We start from the raw sequence: 17076 nt of genomic DNA, 5'->3' as shown, positions 1-17076 counted from the left end.
CCTTACCGCGTGCCGAAACCGAACCGCGCGAAGATCGCCTTGCCTTCGCGCGAGAGCAGGAAGCGTTCGAACCCGGCAGCATCGGGCGCGCGCGAGCCGCTCAGTTGCGCGATCGGGTAGGTGATCGGCGTATGGCTGTTCGCGGGGAACCAGCCGGCAATGCGCACCCCGGTGCTGGCACGCGCATCGGTGGCATAGACCACGCCGAGCGGCGCCGCGTCGCGTTCGACCAGCGCCATGGCGGCGCGCACGTTTTCGGCCCTGGCCACGCGCGCCTGCACGCTTGGCCACACACCCAGCCGGGTCAGCGCTTCGCGGCCATAGCGCCCCGCCGGCACGGCATCGGGATCGGCCATGGCCAGCCGCCCGGCGCTGCCCAGCGCGCGGGCCAGCGGAAAGCGCGGTCCGATCACCAACGCGGCGCGGCTTGCGGCTGACGAGACCAGCACCAGCCGGTTGGTAAGGAACATCGCCCGCGTGCCCTTGCGCACCAGTCCGCGCGCGGAAACATGGTCCATCCATTCCTCGTCGGCGGAAATGAACAGGTCGGCCGGCGCGCCCGCCTCGATCTGCCGGGCAAGCGCTGACGATCCCGCAAACGAGATCACCGGGCGCTCATGCCCCTTGCGCGCCCAGGCATCGGCGGCGGCGTTCAGCGATTCCTGCAAGCTCGCCGCCGCCAGCACGACCGGAGGCCCGGCAAGCGCCGGAACGCCGGTCAACGCCAAAAGAAGGACAAGGAACGCGGAAAGCAATCTCGGCATCAACCACCCATTTCTATATTCGTCCAGATATAGCCTCGGCACCGCCCGGTCACGCGAAAAAGTTTGCCGGCTTTCCCTGCGCCACGCGGACGACTAGGGACGGAGCCATGCTGCGCATTACCGAACTCAAGCTGCCGCTCGACCACACGCCCGAAGCGCTGGAAGCCGCGATCGTCGAACGGCTGGGCATCACGCCCGCCGACCTCGTGCGCTACACCATTGCCCGGCGTGGCAACGACGCGCGGCGCAAGAGCGCGATCAAGCTGGTCTATGCGATCGACGTGACACTGGCCGACGAAGCCGCCGTGCTCGCGCGCCTCGCCGGCGACCCGCACGTCCGCCCCACGCCCGATACCGCGTACCGCTTCGTCACATCAGCGCCCCCGCCTGCCGACGCCCCCCGCCCCGTGGTCATCGGCGCCGGCCCCTGCGGGCTGCTGGCGGCCCTGATCCTGGCGCAGATGGGGTTCCGCCCGATCATCATCGAGCGCGGCAAGGCGGTGCGCGAACGGACCAAGGATACCTGGGGCCTGTGGCGCCGCAGCGTGCTGACGCCGGAATCGAACGTCCAGTTCGGCGAAGGCGGCGCGGGCACGTTCTCCGACGGCAAGCTCTACAGCCGGATCAAGGACCCGCGCCACTTGGGCCGCAAGGTGCTGGTCGAATTCGTCAAGGCGGGCGCGCCGGACGACATCCTGACCGAGGCGCACCCGCATATCGGCACGTTCCGGCTCGTCACCATGGTCATGAGCATCCGCGAAACGATCGAGGCGCTGGGCGGCGAATACCGCTTCCAGACCCGCGTAGAGGATTTCGAGATCGAGACCGCCGCCGACGGCGCCCGCTCCTTGAGGGGCCTGCACCTCAGCAACGGCGAGTTCCTGCCGGCCAGCCACGTCGTGCTCGCGGTTGGCCACAGCGCGCGCGATACGTTCCATGTCCTGCACGATTGCGGCGTGTACGTGGAAGCCAAGCCTTTCGCGATCGGCGTGCGGATCGAACATCCGCAAAGCTGGATCGACAAGGCCCGCTATGGTCCCGGTGCCGGTAACCCGATCCTGGGCGCGGCCGCCTATTCGATCTCGCACCAGTGTTCCAACGGCCGCACGGTCTACAGCTTTTGCATGTGCCCCGGCGGACGCGTCGTCGCCGCGACGAGCGAGGAAGGGCGGGTCGTCACCAACGGCATGAGCCAGTATTCGCGCGCCGAATTCAACGCCAATTCGGGCATCGTTGTCGATATCAGCCCGGATCGCGATTATCCCGGCGGCCCGCTGGCGGGCATCGCCTATCAACGCCACTGGGAATCGCTGGCCTATGTCGCCGGCGGTTCGAACTACAAGGCGCCGGGGCAGAAGCTGGGCGATTTCCTGGCCGGCCGGCCCTCCACCACGTTCGGGGAGGTCACGCCGTCCTATCAGCCCGGCGTTCACCTGACCGATCTTTCGCAATGCCTGCCCGATTTCGTGATCGAATCGATCCGCGAGGCGCTGCCCGCGTTTGGCCGGCAGGTTCCCGGATACGATCACCCCGACGTGGTGCTGACCGGAGTGGAAACGCGCACCTCCTCCCCCATCCGCATCCGGCGCGGGGCCGACTTCCAGAGCGTGAACACGCGCGGCCTCTATCCTGCAGGCGAAGGCGCTGGCTACGCGGGCGGCATTCTCTCGGCGGCGGTGGACGGTATCCGCGTGGCCGAAGCGCTGGCGCTCGACATGACGGGGCAAAGCGCGGCGGCGGCCTGAGCGTCGTTCGCTTTCGCACAATCCGTCTCACTAGCGAGACACTTCAGGCAGGATTTTGCGCTCCAGGATTAGGCGCGGCGGCGGCGGCAAGTTCGTTTCCATATCATAATATGTTGATTTTTATAAATATTATGCACGAGGACGCATTTTACAGTTGCAAAAAATGCATTAAGGTATTTTTATTTCGCACTTGCACACAATTCGTAACCAACCCATATGGAGCGGGCCTTTCAGGCATCCTCTCCCAAACTTTCAAGGGCCGACCGGGCAACTGGTCGGCCCCTTTTTTGTCTGCGGCTCGCCGGTACGGACATTGCGCAAATTTTGTATGCAACACATACAATTTATGCTAGCCGCCAGCTCCGGTCCGGACGAAATTCCGGCACGCAGTTCCGGTACGCAGGGGGAGATGACAGATGGCCCAGATCATCGACGGCAAAGCCATGGCGCGCGCGCTGACCGAGCGCACAGCGGACGAAGTCCGGCAGATCGTGGCGGAAACCGGTACGCCGCCCGGCCTTGCCGTGGTGCTGGTCGGTAACGATCCCGCCAGCGAGGTCTATGTCGGCCGCAAGATCGCCCAGTGCCGCAAGGCCGGGATCGTCTCGTTCGAACACCGCATGCCGGCAACGACGGCGGAAGGCGAACTCCACGCGCTGATCGACCAGCTCAACGCGGATCCGGCCGTGCATGGCATTCTCGTCCAGCTGCCGCTGCCCGCGGGCATCGATGCCGCGCGCGTGCTCGACCGGATCAGCCCGCTCAAGGATGTCGATGGCTTCCACCCCGTCAACGTCGGGCGCCTTTCGACCGGCACCGGCGGGCTGGTGCCCTGCACCCCGCTCGGCATCATGATGCTGCTCGACAGCGTGATCGACGATTACCGTGGCCTCAACGCCGTGGTGATCGGCAAGTCGAACATCGTCGGCAAGCCGGTATCGATGCTGCTGCTCGAGCGCGAGGCGACCGTTACCGTCACCCACATCGAAACGCGCGACCTGCCCGACGTGGCGCGCAAGGCCGATATCATCGTCGCCGCCGCCGGCGCGCCGCAACTGGTGCGCGGCTATTGGGTCAAGCCCGGTGCGGTGGTGATCGACGTGGGCATCACCCGGGTCACCGATCATGACGGCTCCTCGAAGATCGTCGGCGATTGCGCCACGCACGAACTGGAACATGCGCGCGCGGTAACGCCGGTGCCCGGCGGCGTCGGCCCGATGACCATCGCTTGCCTGCTGGCCAACACCGTGCGCGCCGCGCGGATCGCCAGCGGATCGAGCAACGCCTGACACGAAGGAAAGCGCCCTGAAAAGGGTGGGAGAACGGATACGGTTTGCGACAAATCCCCTGTCGCAAGCCCCGGTTTTTGCGCTATGCCCGGATGGAATTTCCAAGGAGCCTTCACGGATGAAAAAGCACATCGTTCTCGCCCTCGCCGCGCTGGCCGCTTCGGGAACCGTGGTTTCCGCGATCGCCGCGACGCCAGCCGAAACGGTCGCCGCGCGCCAGGCGAACTTCAAGCAGTTGGGCCGCGCGATGAAGGCTATCGGGGAGGAGCTGAAGAAGCCCGCGCCCGACCTTGGCGTGATCCGCGCCAGCGCGCAGTCGCTGAACCAGGCGGCCGGCCACGTCGGCCACGGGTTCCCGCGCGGCTCCGGCCCGGAATCGGGCGTGAAGACCGAAGCGCTCGCCGCCATCTGGCAGCGCCCGGCCGATTTCCAGGGCGCTACGCGTAATCTCGTGACGAAGGCCGGCGATCTTCGGGCGGCGGCTACCAGCGGCGATCTTAACCGCATCCGTACCGCCTTCCCGGCGGTCGGCGGCGCGTGCAAGGGCTGCCACGATAACTTCCGCGAACGCCACTGATGGGCAAGGTCCGGCTCTGGGACGCGCCGGTTCGCCTGTTCCACTGGAGTGTCGTCGCGCTGTTCGGCGCGCTCTGGTGGACCGGTGAAAACGGCAAGATCGATCTGCACAAGACCATCGGCCTCGTCATGCTGGGGCTGGTGGTGTTCCGCGTGCTGTGGGGCTTCCTCGGCGGATCGACCGCTCGCTTCGGCAGCTTTGTGAAGGGGCCGGGCGCCGTCCTCGCCTATCTCAGGGCATCGCACGAAGGCAAGGCGCCGACCATCGTCGGACACAATCCGCTGGGCGGCTGGAGCGTGCTGGTCCTGCTGGGCCTGCTGGCGCTGCAAGTGGGCCTGGGCCTGATCGCGCAGGATAGCGATGCGGTCGCTTCTGGCCCGCTCAACCATTTCGTTTCTTACGATACGGGCGATGCGGCAGGCGAAGCGCACGAGGTCGTGTTCAATATCCTGCTGCTGTTCGTGGCCCTTCACGTCGCCGCTGTCCTGTTCTACCTGTTCGTGAAGCGCGACAATCTGGTCCACCCGATGCTGTCCGGGCACAAGGCTTTCACGCAAGCCATCGAACACCCCACGTTCGCTCCGGCGTGGCGTTTGATCGTCAGCGTGATACTCGCTGCCGCGTTCGCCGGCTGGGTCGCGCTGGGCGCGCCGTTCTCGCTCGAGCAGGCGAAGCAGGCGTGGCAAACACCGCCGCCCTCGGCGGAAGAATCCTACATGTAAGGCGAGAAGGGGCGGGTCGTTTCCCGCCCTTTTTTGGCAATTGTCGCTTCGCTTGCAAAGGCAGCGCCCACCCCGAAGCGGCTAAGGCTGCCTGCGGCGACGCAAGTCTCGCTCCCCTCCCGCCTGCGGGAGGGGTTGGGGGTGGGATTTCCAGGGTCGCCGAATGCCCCTCAGCGCTATTGCTTGGCCGCATCCTCCGCATCGCCGATCCACAGTTCGTGGCTGTCGATGCGGATGCGCGTGAGCATCCGCATTGCCTCGGTGCGTGCGGCGGCCTCGGCACGGAACGCGTCCTGCACCTGCCGCTCGCCGAACAGCACATCGGACAGATCGATCTCGCCCGCTGCCTGGCCACGCCGCAGCTTCACCAGCGCCGCCACCTGCGCATCCAGCGCTTCGCGCGCGCGTTGCCAGCTTTCGTACCGGAAGCGCACCTCGGCGATATCGCCGCTGGCCGTCTCCTGTACCGCCATGCGCGCGGCCAGCGCATCGGCGCGCGCCGCGTTCGCCTGCGCATCGGCCTGCTCGGCCAGCGCGGTGCGGTGTCCGCCGCCGATCGGCATGGAGAAGATCACGCCGGCGCCCTTTTCCATGCCGCCGCGTTCGGAGAACAGGCGCACGCCCACGCTGGGATCGGCCAACCGGTCCTGCCGGACGCGCTCGGCCATGGCTTCGCGCTTGTGCAGTTCCGCTTCCGCCGCCGCGATCTCGTGGCTGCGCACGAACATCCGCGCGCCGTAGCTTTCCAGGCTCTCGCCCGGCATGACCGGCCGTGGCACTTCGGGCGCCTCCACCGGCAAGGGCAACGAGGCGAAATGGGTTGCCAGCCGCACACGGGCGAGTTGCGCCCGCCCCGCCGACTGCGCGGCGGCGACTTTCGCCGTTCCCAGCGCGGCGGCGGCCTGATCGGCGTCCAGCTGCGCGGCATCGCGCAACGCCACGCGCCGCTGCACGGCCTTGAGCGTGGCTTCCAGATTGCTGACCGCCTGCCGGTCGACTTTGGCTTCCTCCGCCGCGCCCAGCCAGTCCCACCATTCCTGTGCCAGCACCAGCGCCGCCTGATGCCGCGCGTCCTCGGCCATGTTGTGCGCGGCCTCGATCCCCAGGTCGCCGATCTGCCGGTCGAGCCGCCCCTTGCCGGGCAGGCGCACCGGGCGGGTCAATTGCGCGTCGAACTCGTTGTAGCGCCCTTCCCGGTCGACCGTGCGGCTCATGTAGCTGGTATAGAGATTGAACTCCTGCGTGCCCCGCCGCAATGCTCCGGCTTCGGCGCGCGCGGCATCGACCCGCGCGTCCGCCGCCTGCACGCTGGGATGCGCGTCGAGCGCGGCCCGCACGGCCTCGGTATCGGGCAGGCCCGGGTCCGCCGCCAGCGCCGGCAGGGCCGCCAGAAGCGCGGGAAGCGCGAGCAGCGCATGCTTACGCATGGGACGCCTCCCCTTCTTCCACGGCCCCGGATCCGGGATCGACAACGCGATCTCCGGCCTCCCGTTCGGCCCGCGATTCCCCGAAGCGTTCGTAGAGGATCGGCAGCAGCACCAGCGTGAGCAGCGTGGACGAGATCAGCCCGCCGATCACCACAATCGCCAGCGGCTTCTGGATTTCCGATCCTGGCCCCGTCGCGAACAGCAGCGGGACAAGGCCGAAGGCGGCGATCGTGGCGGTCATCAGCACCGGCCGCAGCCGCCGCTCCGCGCCGCGCCGCACCGCATCGGCCAGGGGCATACCGCCTTCGCGCAACTGGCGGAAATAGCTCACCATGACGAGCCCGTTCAGCACAGCGATGCCCAGCAGCGCGATGAAGCCAACCGAGGCGGGCACGGAGAGATACTGCCCCGACATCGCCAGCGAGATCATCCCGCCGACCATCGCGAAGGGAATGTTGACGAGGATCAGCAGCGAGGCCCGCACTGAGCGCAGCGTGGCGTAAAGCACCACGAAGATCATCGCCAGCGAGATCGGCAGCACCAGCGCCAGGCGGGCCGAGGCGCGTTGCTGGTTCTCGAATTGCCCGCCCCAGACGATCCGGTATCCCGCCGGCAGCTTCACGTTGCGCGCGATGTCGGCCTTGGCCTCGTCCACGTAGCCCACAAGGTCGCGGCCGGAAACGAAGGCCTGGATCATCGCGAAGCGCGATCCGTTCTCGTGCTCCAGCTTGACCGGCCCTTCCACGCGCGAGACTTTCGCCACGTCGCTCGCGCGCACCAGCTGGCCCGACGGCGAACGGTAAAGCTGGTCGGCGAAGGACTGCACGCCCGCGTCCTGCGCGCCGCTATCGCCGCGCACCACGATCGGCACGCGCCGCACGCCTTCGGCCACCACGCCCGCGCGCACGCCTTCCACCTGCGCGCGCATCGCGTCCTGCAGGTCGTTGACCGGCATTCCGACGCGCCCGGCCGCCGCGCGGTCGATGTCGAACTGGAGGTAGTCCACCTTGTCGTTCGCCACGGTCACCGCCTCGCTCGTGCCGGGGATGGTCTGGAGGCGTTGCTGGATCTGCCCGGCCAGGCGCGAAAGCTCGGCGATGTCAGGCCCGAACAGCTTGATCGCCAGATCCCCGCGCGCGCCGGTCAGCATTTCGGAGATGCGCATCTCGATCGGCTGGGTGAACGTCGGCTGGATACCCGGCAGGTCTTCCATGACCTTGCGAATTTCCTCGACCAGCCAGTCCTTGTCGTTGACGCGCCATTCGCTGCGCGGCTTGAGTTTGAGAAAACTGTCGGTCTCGTTGAGGCCCATCGGATCGAGGCCCAGTTCGTCGGAACCGGTGCGGGCGATCACTTCGGTCACTTCCGGCACTTTCGCCCGGATGGCCCGCTGCACCTTCATGTCGTCGTCAAGGCTGTGCGGCAGCGAGATGCTCGGCACCTTGGTAAGCTGCACGATCACCGAGCCTTCATCCATGGTCGGCAGGAAAGTCTTTCCGGTCGCCGAATAGGCCACGCCCGTCAGCAGCAGCGAGACGCCCGCGATCGAGAACACCAGCCGCTTGCGCGCAAACGCGCCCTTGAGCAGCGCGGCATAGCGCGGCCCCAGCTGGCGCATCAGCCATGGTTCGTGATGGCCCAGCCGCACTTTCAGCACGTAATAGGCCAGCACCGGCACGAGCGTCAGCGACAGCACAAGCGCCGACAGCAGCGCCAGCACGATCGTGAGCGCCACGGGGGCGAACAGCTTGCCTTCCAGCCCTTCCAGCGTCAGCAGCGGCAGGAACACCAGCGCGATGATCGCCATGCCCGAAGCGACCGGAGTCGCCACTTCGGCCGAGGCCACCAGGACGTTGTAGAGCTTGCCCGATTTCGCATGTCTCTCGTCCGAAAGGCGCTCGACCACATTCTCCACCACCACCACCGCGCCGTCGATAAGCATTCCCACGGCGATGGCGAGGCCGCCCAGGCTCATCAGGTTGGCGGTGAGGCCGATCGCCCGCATGCAGATGAACGTGAGCAGCGCCGCCATCGGCAGCGCCAGCGCAACGATGACCGAGGCGCGCGCATCCCCCAGGAACAGCAGCAAAAGCACGATCACCAGCACGGTCGCTTCGAGCAACGCTTCCTCGACCGTGCCAACGGCGTGCCCGATCAGTTCGGACCGGTCATAGAATACCGAGACGGACATGCCCTTGGGCAGGCTGGGCGCAATCTCGGTCAGGCGTGCCTTGACCCCCTGCACCACTTTCGAAGCATCCGCGCCCTTCAGGCCGATGACAAGGCCTTCCACCGCTTCGCCCTTGCCGTCGCGCGTCACCGCGCCGTAACGGGTCAGGCTGCCGATCCGCACCGTGGCGAGATCGCCCACGCGCACGATGCCGGCGGGCGAGGAGCGCACGACCACGGAGGAAAGGTCGTCCAGCGTGCGGATCGCACCGGTGGAGCGCACGATCAGCGCTTCCTCGCCAGTGACCAGACGCCCCGCGCCATCGTTGCGGTTGCCGCCCTCGATCGCGGTAGTGAGGTCGGAAACGGTCAGCCCCGCCGCCGCCATCGCTGCCGGATTGGGCGAAACCTCGAACGTTTCGGCATGGCCACCCAGCGAATTGACATCGGCCACGCCGGGCACCGTGCGCAGCGCGGGACGGATGATCCAGTCGAGTGCCCGCCGCTTTTCGGCAAGGCTTTGCGGCCCTTCCAGCGTGAACATGTACATGTCGGATAACGGGGTGGAAATCGGCGCGAGGCCGCCAGTCACCGTATTGGGCAGGTCGCCCATCGCCCCGTTCAGGCGCTCCGCCACCTGGTTCCGCGCCCAGTAGATATCGGTGCCGTCCTTGAAGTCGATCGTGATGTCCGCAATCGCGTACTTGGCGACCGAGCGCAGCACGTTCTGGTCGGGGATGCCCAGCATCTCCATCTCGATCGGCGCGATCACCCGGCTTTCCACTTCCTCGGGCGTCATGCCTGGCGCCTTCAGGATGATCTTGACCTGCGTGGAACTGATGTCCGGAAACGCATCGATCGGCAGGTTGACGAACGACCACGCCCCCGCGCCGGCCAGCACCAGCGCCAGCCCGATCATCACGAGGCGCAGCGACAGCGCTTTTTCGACCAGCCTCCGCAGCATCGCCTTACTGCCCCGCCAGCGACTTGAGTTCGGTCACGCCCGTCGTCGCCACCTGTTCCCCGACCCGGATTCCGCCGGACAGCACCGCCCGCCCGCCGGTTTCGATGGCGACGGCCACCTTGCGCCGCTCGAAGGCATTGCCCTTGCGCACGAAGACGTAATCCTGTCCGTCGATCCGGGTGACCGCGCTGACCGGCACCGCCACGCCGCTGGCGCCGGATGCGCCGCCAATCACCGCGGTGACGCCTTTGCCAGGCACCAGCCCGTCGGAGGCCGAAAGGCTGGCCTTCGCGGCAATCGAGCGCGTCACCGGATCAAGCGAGGCGCCGACCGAAAGTATCTTGCCGGTGACGGTGGCGCCGCCCTCCAGCGGCACCTGCACTGCCATGCCCGGCTGCACCTGCCCCGCCATCCGTTCGGGCAATTGCAGGTCCAGCCGCAGCGCCGAGGTGTTTTCGATCACGAAAGGCGCCGCGCCGCCGCCGACGGCTGCACCGGTTTCGACCGTCGCCGTCGCCACGCGTCCCGCAATGGGCGCGCGCAACGTGACCGTGCCATCGCGCCCCGCGCCGGCCAGCGCCAGCAGGCGCCGGTTCTCGCGCACGCTTGCCTCGCTGCGCTGAAGCGCGGCGCTGGCCTCGTCGGCGCGGACGCCGGCAACGACGCCCTCGCGCGCGAGTTGCGAAAGCCGGTTGGCGTTGGCCCGTGTCAGCGCCAGATCGGCTTCGGATCGCGCAAGTTCGGCGCCGAACTGCACCGGCTCCGCCGCGCGCACCACGGCCAGCGCCTGCCCCTTCGCAACCGCCTGTCCCTGGATCACCAGAACCTGTACCGCGGTTCCGGCGAAAGGCGTGGTCACTGCCACGCGCGCTTCGGGCGGCAGATTGACTTGCGCGGGCACCGAACCGATCGGCAGCGCGCCGGCGTCTTCCGCTGGCTTCACCTGGATGCCAAGGCGCTCGATCTGCGCCGCTGTCAGCGCCTGCGCGCCGGCTTTTTCCGTCGCGCTTTCCGTTGCTTCGGGAGCCGGCGCACGACTGGCACTCCACCAGAAAGCACCGCCGGCGAGAACGACGGCAGCCACGCCGCCTGCAAGAATCCGCTTGTCCATATCAGGGGCAATAGCCACGAACCTGACAGGAGCTTGTCAGTTTGGGAGAATACTGACAGCTTTTTCGCGATTGCTCACCGATCGGCGGAGGAGAAGGACAACAACGATGCGGCTGCTGCTGGTCGAGGATGACGAACAACTGGCGCGCCGCCTGTCCGACCGCCTGCGCGGCGCAGGCTTTGCCGTCGATCTCGCGCGCAACCGCGCAGAAGGCGAAGACTGGCCCGACATGGACAAGATGGCGGCGGTGATCCTCGATCTGGGCCTGCCAGACGGCACCGGCATGGACCTGCTGCGCTTCTGGCGTGCGCGCCGCGTCGAATGCCCGATCCTGATCCTGACCGCGCGCGGAAGCTGGCAGGACAAAGTGGAAGGGCTGAACGCCGGCGCCGACGATTTCGTGGTCAAGCCGGTGCGTTTCGAGGAACTGCTGGCCCGGCTGAACGCGCTGTTCCGCCGCCACGCGGGCAAGCACGATCCCTGGCTGGAGGAAGCCGGCATCCGGCTCGATCCGGTCAGCCGCACCGCGCTGCGCGATGGCGAGCCGCTGGTGCTGAGCAAGCAGGAGTTCCGCCTGCTGCAACTGTTCCTGCGCCGCGCCGGGCAGGTGCTCTCGCAGGGCGATATCATCGAGCATCTCTACGATCTCGACAGCCAGCGGGAACTGAACGCGGTGGAAGTGCTGGTCTCGCGCCTGCGCCGCAAGATCGGTCGCGACCGCATCACCACGCTGCGCGGACTGGGCTACAGGTTCGAACGATGACCCACCACGCCCCCCTCCCCGGCCCGCGCGGGCTGCTGAACAGCCTGCGCGCGCGCGTGCTGCTGGCGGTCCTCGTGTGGGTCGGCCTCGGTATCGGCGGCATCTGGTTCTCGGCCACGCGTGTCTTCACCAAGCACATCGAGGAACAGTACCACGAGGAACTGGACGTCCACGTCCGCGAGCTGGCCGGCTTGGTGAAGATCGGCCCCGGCGAACACATCGAACTCACCCGCCCGCTGTCCGATCCGCGCTATCTGGTGCCGCTTTCGGGCTTCTACTGGCAGGTCAGCGTGGACCGGGGCATGATCCTGCGCTCCGCCTCGATGACGCGCGGCGCGCTGGACGAGGACGTCGCCCATGGCCCGGTCATCGTCCACCGGCTCGACAACGGGCCGACCGGCCCCGCCATCACCTATGGTCTGATCCGCAAAAGCCCCAGCGGGCGAGACATCCACTTCGTGATCGCCACCGACCAGCGCCTGCTCGACGAAACCATCGCCCGGTTCACGCGCGAACTGACGCTGTGGCTGCTGGCGCTGGCCGTAGCGCTGGTGGCGACGGGCGTGTTCATCGTGGTGTTCGGCTTCCGCCCGCTCGACCGGCTGGCGCAGGCCACCTCACGCCTGCGCGCCGGCACCACTGCGCGGCTGGACGGACACTACCCGGTAGAGATCGCGCCGCTGGTGGACGACCTCAACGCCTATATCGCCCACAACACCGCAATCGTCGATCGCGCGCGGGTGCAGGCCGGCAACCTCGCCCACGCGCTGCGCACGCCGCTGGCGGTCATCACCGACGAGGCCGAACGGCTGGCGCAGGATCGCGGCACCTCCACCCCCGCCGCGGTACTGCTGGAACAGACCCGGCTGATGGCACAGCAGATCGAATACCAGCTCGCCCGCGCCCGCTCCGCCGCCGGATCGGGCGCGCCGGGCGCGATCAGCCGCCTGTCCGACGTGCTGGCGCCGATCCTCTCCGCCATGCGCCGACTGCACCCGGACAAGCGCTTCGATCTCGTCAACCACGCCGGACCGGAGGCGGCGTGGCCGGTCGATCCGGTGGACCTGTCCGAACTGCTTTCCAACCTCATCGACAACGCGGGCAAGTGGTCCGAAAGCCGGGTGCAACTGGTGATTGGCGAGGACGGCAGCGTCCGCGTGATCGACGATGGCCCCGGCCTTGCCGTCGGCGACATCGCCCGCGCTTTCGAAATTGGGAGCCGCTTCGATCCCGGCAAGCCCGGATCGGGCCTGGGCCTTGCCATCGCGCACGACATCGCGACCGCCTATGGCCTGTCGCTGACGCTGGAAAACCGGCCGTCTCCCGCGCACGGCCTTATCGTTCAGCTCAGGGCGCGCGGCCCGACAGATCCTTGACCGCTTCCATCACCACGAACGTGGACGTGTGCGAAACATGCGGCAGGCGGGAAATCTTCTCGCCCAGCACCGCACGGAACCGGGCGATGTTGGCGGTGCGCACTTTCAGCAGGTAGTCGAAATTGCCCGCGATCATGTGGCATTCCTCCACTTCCGCGATCGCCTTCACCCCGCGGTTAAACTCGGCCAGCGCCTGCTCGCGCGTGTCCGACAGCTTCACTTCGGTAAAGGCGATGTGATCCAGCCCCAGCCGCGCAGGGTCGATCACCGCGCGAAAGCCGGTGATGACGCCGTCATCAACCAGCCGTTTCAGGCGGACCTGGCACGGCGTCTTCGAGAGCCCCACACGCTCCGCCAGCTCGGTCACGGGCAACCGCCCCTCGCGCCCCAACACGTCGAGAATGCGCCGGTCGAACGGGTCAAGTTGCCTTTCAAGTTCCATTCCGTCAGGCATATCACCCGTCATACCGGCCAATTTACCCAATTGCTCTAACACAATCCCGGAAAATAAGCCAGATTGCCCTGAGCACTTCTGATAGGATCTCGGCATCCCATTCCAGAGGTCCGCCCCCATGCCCACGCGCCCGCCCTTCGCCGATTTCGCCCCTCCCATCCGCGAACAGGATGCGCTGCGCCAGGCGATCACCGCCGCCTACCGCCGGCCCGAGCAGGACTGCATTGCCGCGCTGCTGCCGCAGGCGACGCTGCCAGACGCGGCTCGCGCCGAAGCGTCCGCGCTTGCCCGCCGCCTGGTCGAAGCTCTGCGTGCCCGCCCCAAGGGCAGCGGCGTGGACCAGCTTGTGCAGGAATTCGCGCTCTCCACGCAGGAGGGCGTGGCGCTGATGTGCCTTGCCGAAGCCCTGCTGCGCATTCCCGACGACGCCACGCGCGACGCCCTGATCCGCGACAAGATCGCCGGTGGCGACTGGCGCGCCCATATCGGCGGCAACCGATCGCTGTTCGTCAACGCCGCCACCTGGGGGCTGGTGGTTACGGGCAAGCTCACCGCCAGCGTCGACGACCGCAACCTCGGCAACGCGCTGACCCGCCTCATCGCCCGCGCCGGCGAACCGATCATCCGGCGCGGCGTCGATCTGGCCATGCGGATGATGGGCGAACAGTTCGTCACCGGCCGCACCATCGAGGAAGCGCTGGAGCGCGCGCGCGAACTGGAGGCGAAAGGCTTCCGCTACAGCTACGACATGCTGGGCGAGGCCGCGATGACGGCGGACGACGCGGCGCGCTACCTGGCCGATTACGAGAACGCGATCCGCGCCATCGGCCGGGCATCGGCCGGGCGCGGCATCGTGGACGGCCCAGGCATCTCGATCAAGCTCTCCGCGCTCCATCCGCGCTATGCCCGCGCGCAGGCGGATCGCGTGATGGCCGAACTCCTGCCCCGGGTAAAAGGCCTGTGCGAACTCGCCAAGCGTTTCGACATCGGCCTCAACATCGACGCCGAGGAAGCTGACCGGCTCGAACTCTCGCTCGACCTGCTGGAAAGCCTCGCGCTCGATCCCGATCTTGCCGGCTGGAACGGTCTGGGCTTCGTCGTGCAGGGCTATGGCAAGCGCTGCCCCCATGTGATCGACTGGATCGTCGCGCTGGCGCGCCGGTCCGGCCGGCGAATCATGGTGCGGCTGGTCAAGGGCGCCTACTGGGACGCCGAGATCAAACGGGCGCAAGTGGACGGGTTGGCCGATTTCCCGGTCTATACCCGCAAGGTCCACACCGATGTCGCCTATATCGCCTGCGCGCGCCGCCTGCTGGACGCCCCGGACGCGGTGTTCCCGCAGTTCGCCACGCACAACGCGCACACGCTGGCGACGATCTACGCCATGGCCGGGCCGGACTTCGCCTCCGGGGCTTACGAGTTCCAGTGCCTGCACGGCATGGGCGAACCGCTGTACGAGGAAGTCGTCGGCGCGGACAAGCTGGACCGCCCCTGCCGCATCTATGCCCCGGTGGGCACGCATGAGACGCTGCTGGCCTACCTTGTCCGGCGCCTGCTCGAAAACGGCGCAAACTCCTCGTTCGTCAACCGCATCGCCAACGAGGCCGTGCCGGTGGAGGAGATCATCGCCGATCCGGTGGAGCAGGTCCGCGCCATGCCGATTCCCGGCGCGCCGCACCCGAACATCGCGCTGCCCGGCGCGCTCTATCCCGGCCGGCGCAACAGCCGGGGCGTGGATCTGTCCAGCGAGGCCGTGCTGGCCGATCTGGCCGAACGTTTCGCCGCCGCCAGCCGCGAGCCGGTCCACGCCGCGCCCTCCCCGCGCCTCGCCACGCTTCCGGCGCGGCCGCTACGCAATCCCGCCGAGCACGATGACACCGTCGGCACCGTGGCGGATGTGACCGCCGAAGCCGCGCGCGAAGCGGTCCGCATCGCCGCCGGCGCGGCCGCCACCTGGGCTTCCACGCCGATCAACGCGCGCGCGACGTGTCTGGAGCGCGCGGCCGATGCGCTGGAAGCGGCGATGCCCGATCTGCTCGCCCTGATCGTGCGCGAAGCGGGCAAGTCCGTGCCCAACGCCGTGGCCGAAGTACGCGAGGCTGTCGATTTCCTGCGCTACTACGCGGTCCGCGCGCGCAGCGACCTTGCCGGCAGCACGCCGCTGGGGCCGGTCGTGTGCATCAGCCCGTGGAACTTCCCCCTGGCGATCTTCACCGGGCAGGTCGCCGCCGCGCTCGTCGCCGGCAATCCCGTGCTGGCCAAACCCGCCGAGGAAACCCCGCTGATCGCGGCCGAAGCCGTGCGCCTGCTGCACGCCGCGGGCGTGCCGGCCGACGTGCTCCAGTTCGTGCCCGGCGATGGCGCGATCGGTGCGGCGCTGGTCGGCGCGCCGGAGACGGCGGGGGTGATGTTCACCGGCTCCACCGACGTCGGCCGCCTGATCCAGAAGCAGCTTTCCACCCGCCTTTCCGCCACTGGCCGCCCTATCCCGCTGATCGCGGAGACCGGCGGGCAGAATGCGATGATCGTCGATTCCTCGGCGCTGGCCGAACAGGTCGTGGCCGATGTCATCGCCTCGGCCTTCGACAGCGCGGGGCAGCGCTGCTCCGCGCTGCGCGTGCTGTGCCTGCAGGAAGACGTGGCCGACCGGGTGCTCGCCATGCTCAAGGGCGCGCTGGCGGAACTGCGCATCGGCCGCACCGACCGGCTGGCGGCGGACATCGGCCCGGTCATCACCGCCGAGGCGCAGGCGCGGATCGAGGCGCACGTCGACGCGATGCGCGCGCGCGGGCGCAAGGTGGAACGCCTGCCGCTGCCCGACGAAACGCGGGCCGGCACGTTCGTCGCGCCGACGATCATCGAGCTAGAAGCATTGTCCGATCTGGAACAGGAAGTCTTCGGCCCGGTGCTGCACGTGATCCGTTATCGCCGGCAGGACATCGACGCGCTGATCGATGCGATCAACGCCTGGGGCTTTGGCCTGACCTTCGGCCTCCACACCCGGCTCGACGATACGATCGCGCGCGTCACCAGCCGCATCCATGTCGGCAATATCTACGTCAACCGCAACGTGATCGGCGCGGTGGTGGGCGTGCAGCCCTTCGGCGGGCACGGGCTTTCGGGCACCGGACCGAAGGCGGGCGGGCCGCTCTATCTCCAGCGCCTTGTCCAGCCGCGCCCCGCGCTGCCGTTCCCGGTGGGCGCGGAGGAAGTGCTGCCCGGCCCGGTGGGCGAACACAACCTCTACCGCACCGGCCCCGCCGGACGCGTGATCCTGTTCGCGCAGGACAGCGCCGCCCTGGCCGAACAGATCGAGGCAGCGACCGCGCACGGCAACGCCGCCGTCGTCGCCGATCCTGCCCTGCTGCCGACCCTGCCCCCCACGCTGGCCGACCGGGTGCTGGCACCGGCCGACTGGCGCCAGGCGGGGCCTTTCGCGCGCGCGCTGGTCCACGGGGACAGCGCCTTCGTGGCAGCCGTGCTGCATGCGCTGGCCGCGCTACCCGGTCCGATTGTCACCGCCGAGGCGCCGTGCGCCGCCGGCGGCTATGCCCCGGCGATGCTGGTGGGAGAACAGTCCGTGTCGATCAACACCACGGCGGCCGGAGGAAACGCCAGTTTGATGACGCTGGCTTGATGGGGCTGGCCTGACCGGAATCCACGCTTGGCGTATGGCCCTGCCCGTGCGACGAAGCCATCCGGCTTCACGGAACCA

Annotated in this window: 12 protein-coding genes; 7 read left to right on the top strand and 5 right to left on the bottom strand. The window is 68.0% G+C overall.

Going from position 1 to position 17076, the window contains the following annotated elements; all coding sequences use genetic code 11:
* Positions 1–2 precede the first annotated feature (2 nt).
* Positions 3–764, bottom strand: a complete 762-nt coding sequence (gene modA, locus B3547_RS14045; RefSeq protein WP_292964121.1) for a molybdate ABC transporter substrate-binding protein — start codon at positions 762–764, stop codon at positions 3–5.
* Positions 765–871: 107 nt separating this feature from the next.
* On the opposite strand from modA, the gene B3547_RS14040 reads away from it, so the two are divergent.
* From B3547_RS14040 to B3547_RS14025, 4 genes are all read left to right on the top strand, one after another.
* Positions 872–2509: an NAD(P)/FAD-dependent oxidoreductase gene (locus B3547_RS14040; RefSeq protein ID WP_124808839.1), complete on the top strand. Its 1638-nt coding sequence runs from the start codon at positions 872–874 to the stop codon at positions 2507–2509.
* A 416-nt stretch (positions 2510–2925) separates the two neighbouring features.
* Positions 2926–3798, top strand: coding sequence for a bifunctional methylenetetrahydrofolate dehydrogenase/methenyltetrahydrofolate cyclohydrolase FolD (folD, locus tag B3547_RS14035; protein WP_124808838.1), 873 nt, complete (start codon positions 2926–2928; stop codon positions 3796–3798).
* 118 nt (positions 3799–3916) lie between these two features.
* Positions 3917–4375, top strand: a complete 459-nt coding sequence (locus B3547_RS14030; RefSeq protein ID WP_124808837.1) for a c-type cytochrome — start codon at positions 3917–3919, stop codon at positions 4373–4375.
* A complete protein-coding gene (locus B3547_RS14025; RefSeq protein WP_292964117.1) occupies positions 4375–5097 on the top strand; it encodes a cytochrome b/b6 domain-containing protein in 723 nt (240 codons plus the stop codon). Before B3547_RS14030 ends, B3547_RS14025 begins: the two co-directional genes overlap by 1 nt.
* 176 nt (positions 5098–5273) lie before the next feature.
* On the opposite strand, the gene B3547_RS14020 is transcribed toward B3547_RS14025, so the two are convergent.
* From B3547_RS14020 to B3547_RS14010, 3 genes are read right to left on the bottom strand one after another with little or no spacing between them, the layout of a single operon-like run.
* The gene (locus tag B3547_RS14020) at positions 5274–6524 is read right to left on the bottom strand and encodes a TolC family protein (RefSeq protein WP_124808835.1); all 1251 of its coding nucleotides are present in this window, start codon (positions 6522–6524) and stop codon (positions 5274–5276) included.
* Positions 6517–9657 carry an efflux RND transporter permease subunit gene (locus B3547_RS14015; RefSeq protein ID WP_292964114.1) on the bottom strand — a complete coding sequence of 1047 codons (3141 nt, stop codon included), beginning with the start codon at positions 9655–9657 and terminating at the stop codon, positions 6517–6519. The genes B3547_RS14020 and B3547_RS14015 overlap by 8 nt, the downstream gene beginning before the upstream one ends.
* Before the next feature lie 4 nt (positions 9658–9661).
* Positions 9662–10768 carry an efflux RND transporter periplasmic adaptor subunit gene (locus B3547_RS14010; protein WP_124808833.1) on the bottom strand — a complete coding sequence of 369 codons (1107 nt, stop codon included), beginning with the start codon at positions 10766–10768 and terminating at the stop codon, positions 9662–9664.
* 106 nt (positions 10769–10874) lie between these two features.
* On the opposite strand from B3547_RS14010, the gene B3547_RS14005 reads away from it, so the two are divergent.
* Both B3547_RS14005 and B3547_RS14000 read left to right on the top strand, forming a co-directional pair.
* Complete coding sequence (locus B3547_RS14005) at positions 10875–11531, top strand: response regulator (RefSeq protein WP_194920426.1); 657 nt, start codon at positions 10875–10877, stop codon at positions 11529–11531.
* Positions 11528–12907 (top strand): sensor histidine kinase, encoded by a 1380-nt coding sequence (locus tag B3547_RS14000; protein ID WP_292964109.1) that lies wholly within the window; start codon positions 11528–11530, stop codon positions 12905–12907. Before B3547_RS14005 ends, B3547_RS14000 begins: the two co-directional genes overlap by 4 nt.
* Here B3547_RS14000 and B3547_RS13995 read toward each other — a convergent pair.
* Positions 12879–13361 carry an Lrp/AsnC family transcriptional regulator gene (locus B3547_RS13995; protein WP_292964107.1) on the bottom strand — a complete coding sequence of 161 codons (483 nt, stop codon included), beginning with the start codon at positions 13359–13361 and terminating at the stop codon, positions 12879–12881. The two genes, B3547_RS14000 and B3547_RS13995, sit on opposite strands and share 29 nt — an antisense overlap.
* 118 nt (positions 13362–13479) lie before the next feature.
* Between B3547_RS13995 and putA the strand changes: the two genes are divergently transcribed.
* Positions 13480–16998: a bifunctional proline dehydrogenase/L-glutamate gamma-semialdehyde dehydrogenase PutA gene (gene putA, locus B3547_RS13990; RefSeq protein WP_292964105.1), complete on the top strand. Its 3519-nt coding sequence runs from the start codon at positions 13480–13482 to the stop codon at positions 16996–16998.
* Positions 16999–17076 lie beyond the last annotated feature (78 nt).

The sequence above is a fragment of the Novosphingobium sp. UBA1939 genome (assembly GCF_002336885.1).
In the GTDB taxonomy this organism is placed as follows: domain Bacteria; phylum Pseudomonadota; class Alphaproteobacteria; order Sphingomonadales; family Sphingomonadaceae; genus Novosphingobium.
Note: the sequence above shows the minus strand (reverse complement) of the source record. Positions and strands in the feature narration are given on the sequence as shown.

Bases quoted from the DNA above. Each gene is read 5' to 3' on its own strand.
- B3547_RS14010 (WP_124808833.1), bottom strand. From the start codon at position 10,768: ATGGACAAGCGGATTCTTGCAGGCGGCGTGGCTGCCGTCGTTCTCGCC.
- B3547_RS13995 (WP_292964107.1), bottom strand. From the start codon at position 13,361: ATGCCTGACGGAATGGAACTTGAAAGGCAACTTGACCCGTTCGACCGG.
- B3547_RS14025 (WP_292964117.1), top strand. From the start codon at position 4,375: ATGGGCAAGGTCCGGCTCTGGGACGCGCCGGTTCGCCTGTTCCACTGG.
- B3547_RS14015 (WP_292964114.1), bottom strand. From the start codon at position 9,657: ATGCTGCGGAGGCTGGTCGAAAAAGCGCTGTCGCTGCGCCTCGTGATG.
- modA (WP_292964121.1), bottom strand. From the start codon at position 764: ATGCCGAGATTGCTTTCCGCGTTCCTTGTCCTTCTTTTGGCGTTGACC.
- B3547_RS14030 (WP_124808837.1), top strand. From the start codon at position 3,917: ATGAAAAAGCACATCGTTCTCGCCCTCGCCGCGCTGGCCGCTTCGGGA.
- putA (WP_292964105.1), top strand. From the start codon at position 13,480: ATGCCCACGCGCCCGCCCTTCGCCGATTTCGCCCCTCCCATCCGCGAA.
- B3547_RS14000 (WP_292964109.1), top strand. From the start codon at position 11,528: ATGACCCACCACGCCCCCCTCCCCGGCCCGCGCGGGCTGCTGAACAGC.
- B3547_RS14005 (WP_194920426.1), top strand. From the start codon at position 10,875: ATGCGGCTGCTGCTGGTCGAGGATGACGAACAACTGGCGCGCCGCCTG.
- B3547_RS14040 (WP_124808839.1), top strand. From the start codon at position 872: ATGCTGCGCATTACCGAACTCAAGCTGCCGCTCGACCACACGCCCGAA.
- B3547_RS14020 (WP_124808835.1), bottom strand. From the start codon at position 6,524: ATGCGTAAGCATGCGCTGCTCGCGCTTCCCGCGCTTCTGGCGGCCCTG.
- folD (WP_124808838.1), top strand. From the start codon at position 2,926: ATGGCCCAGATCATCGACGGCAAAGCCATGGCGCGCGCGCTGACCGAG.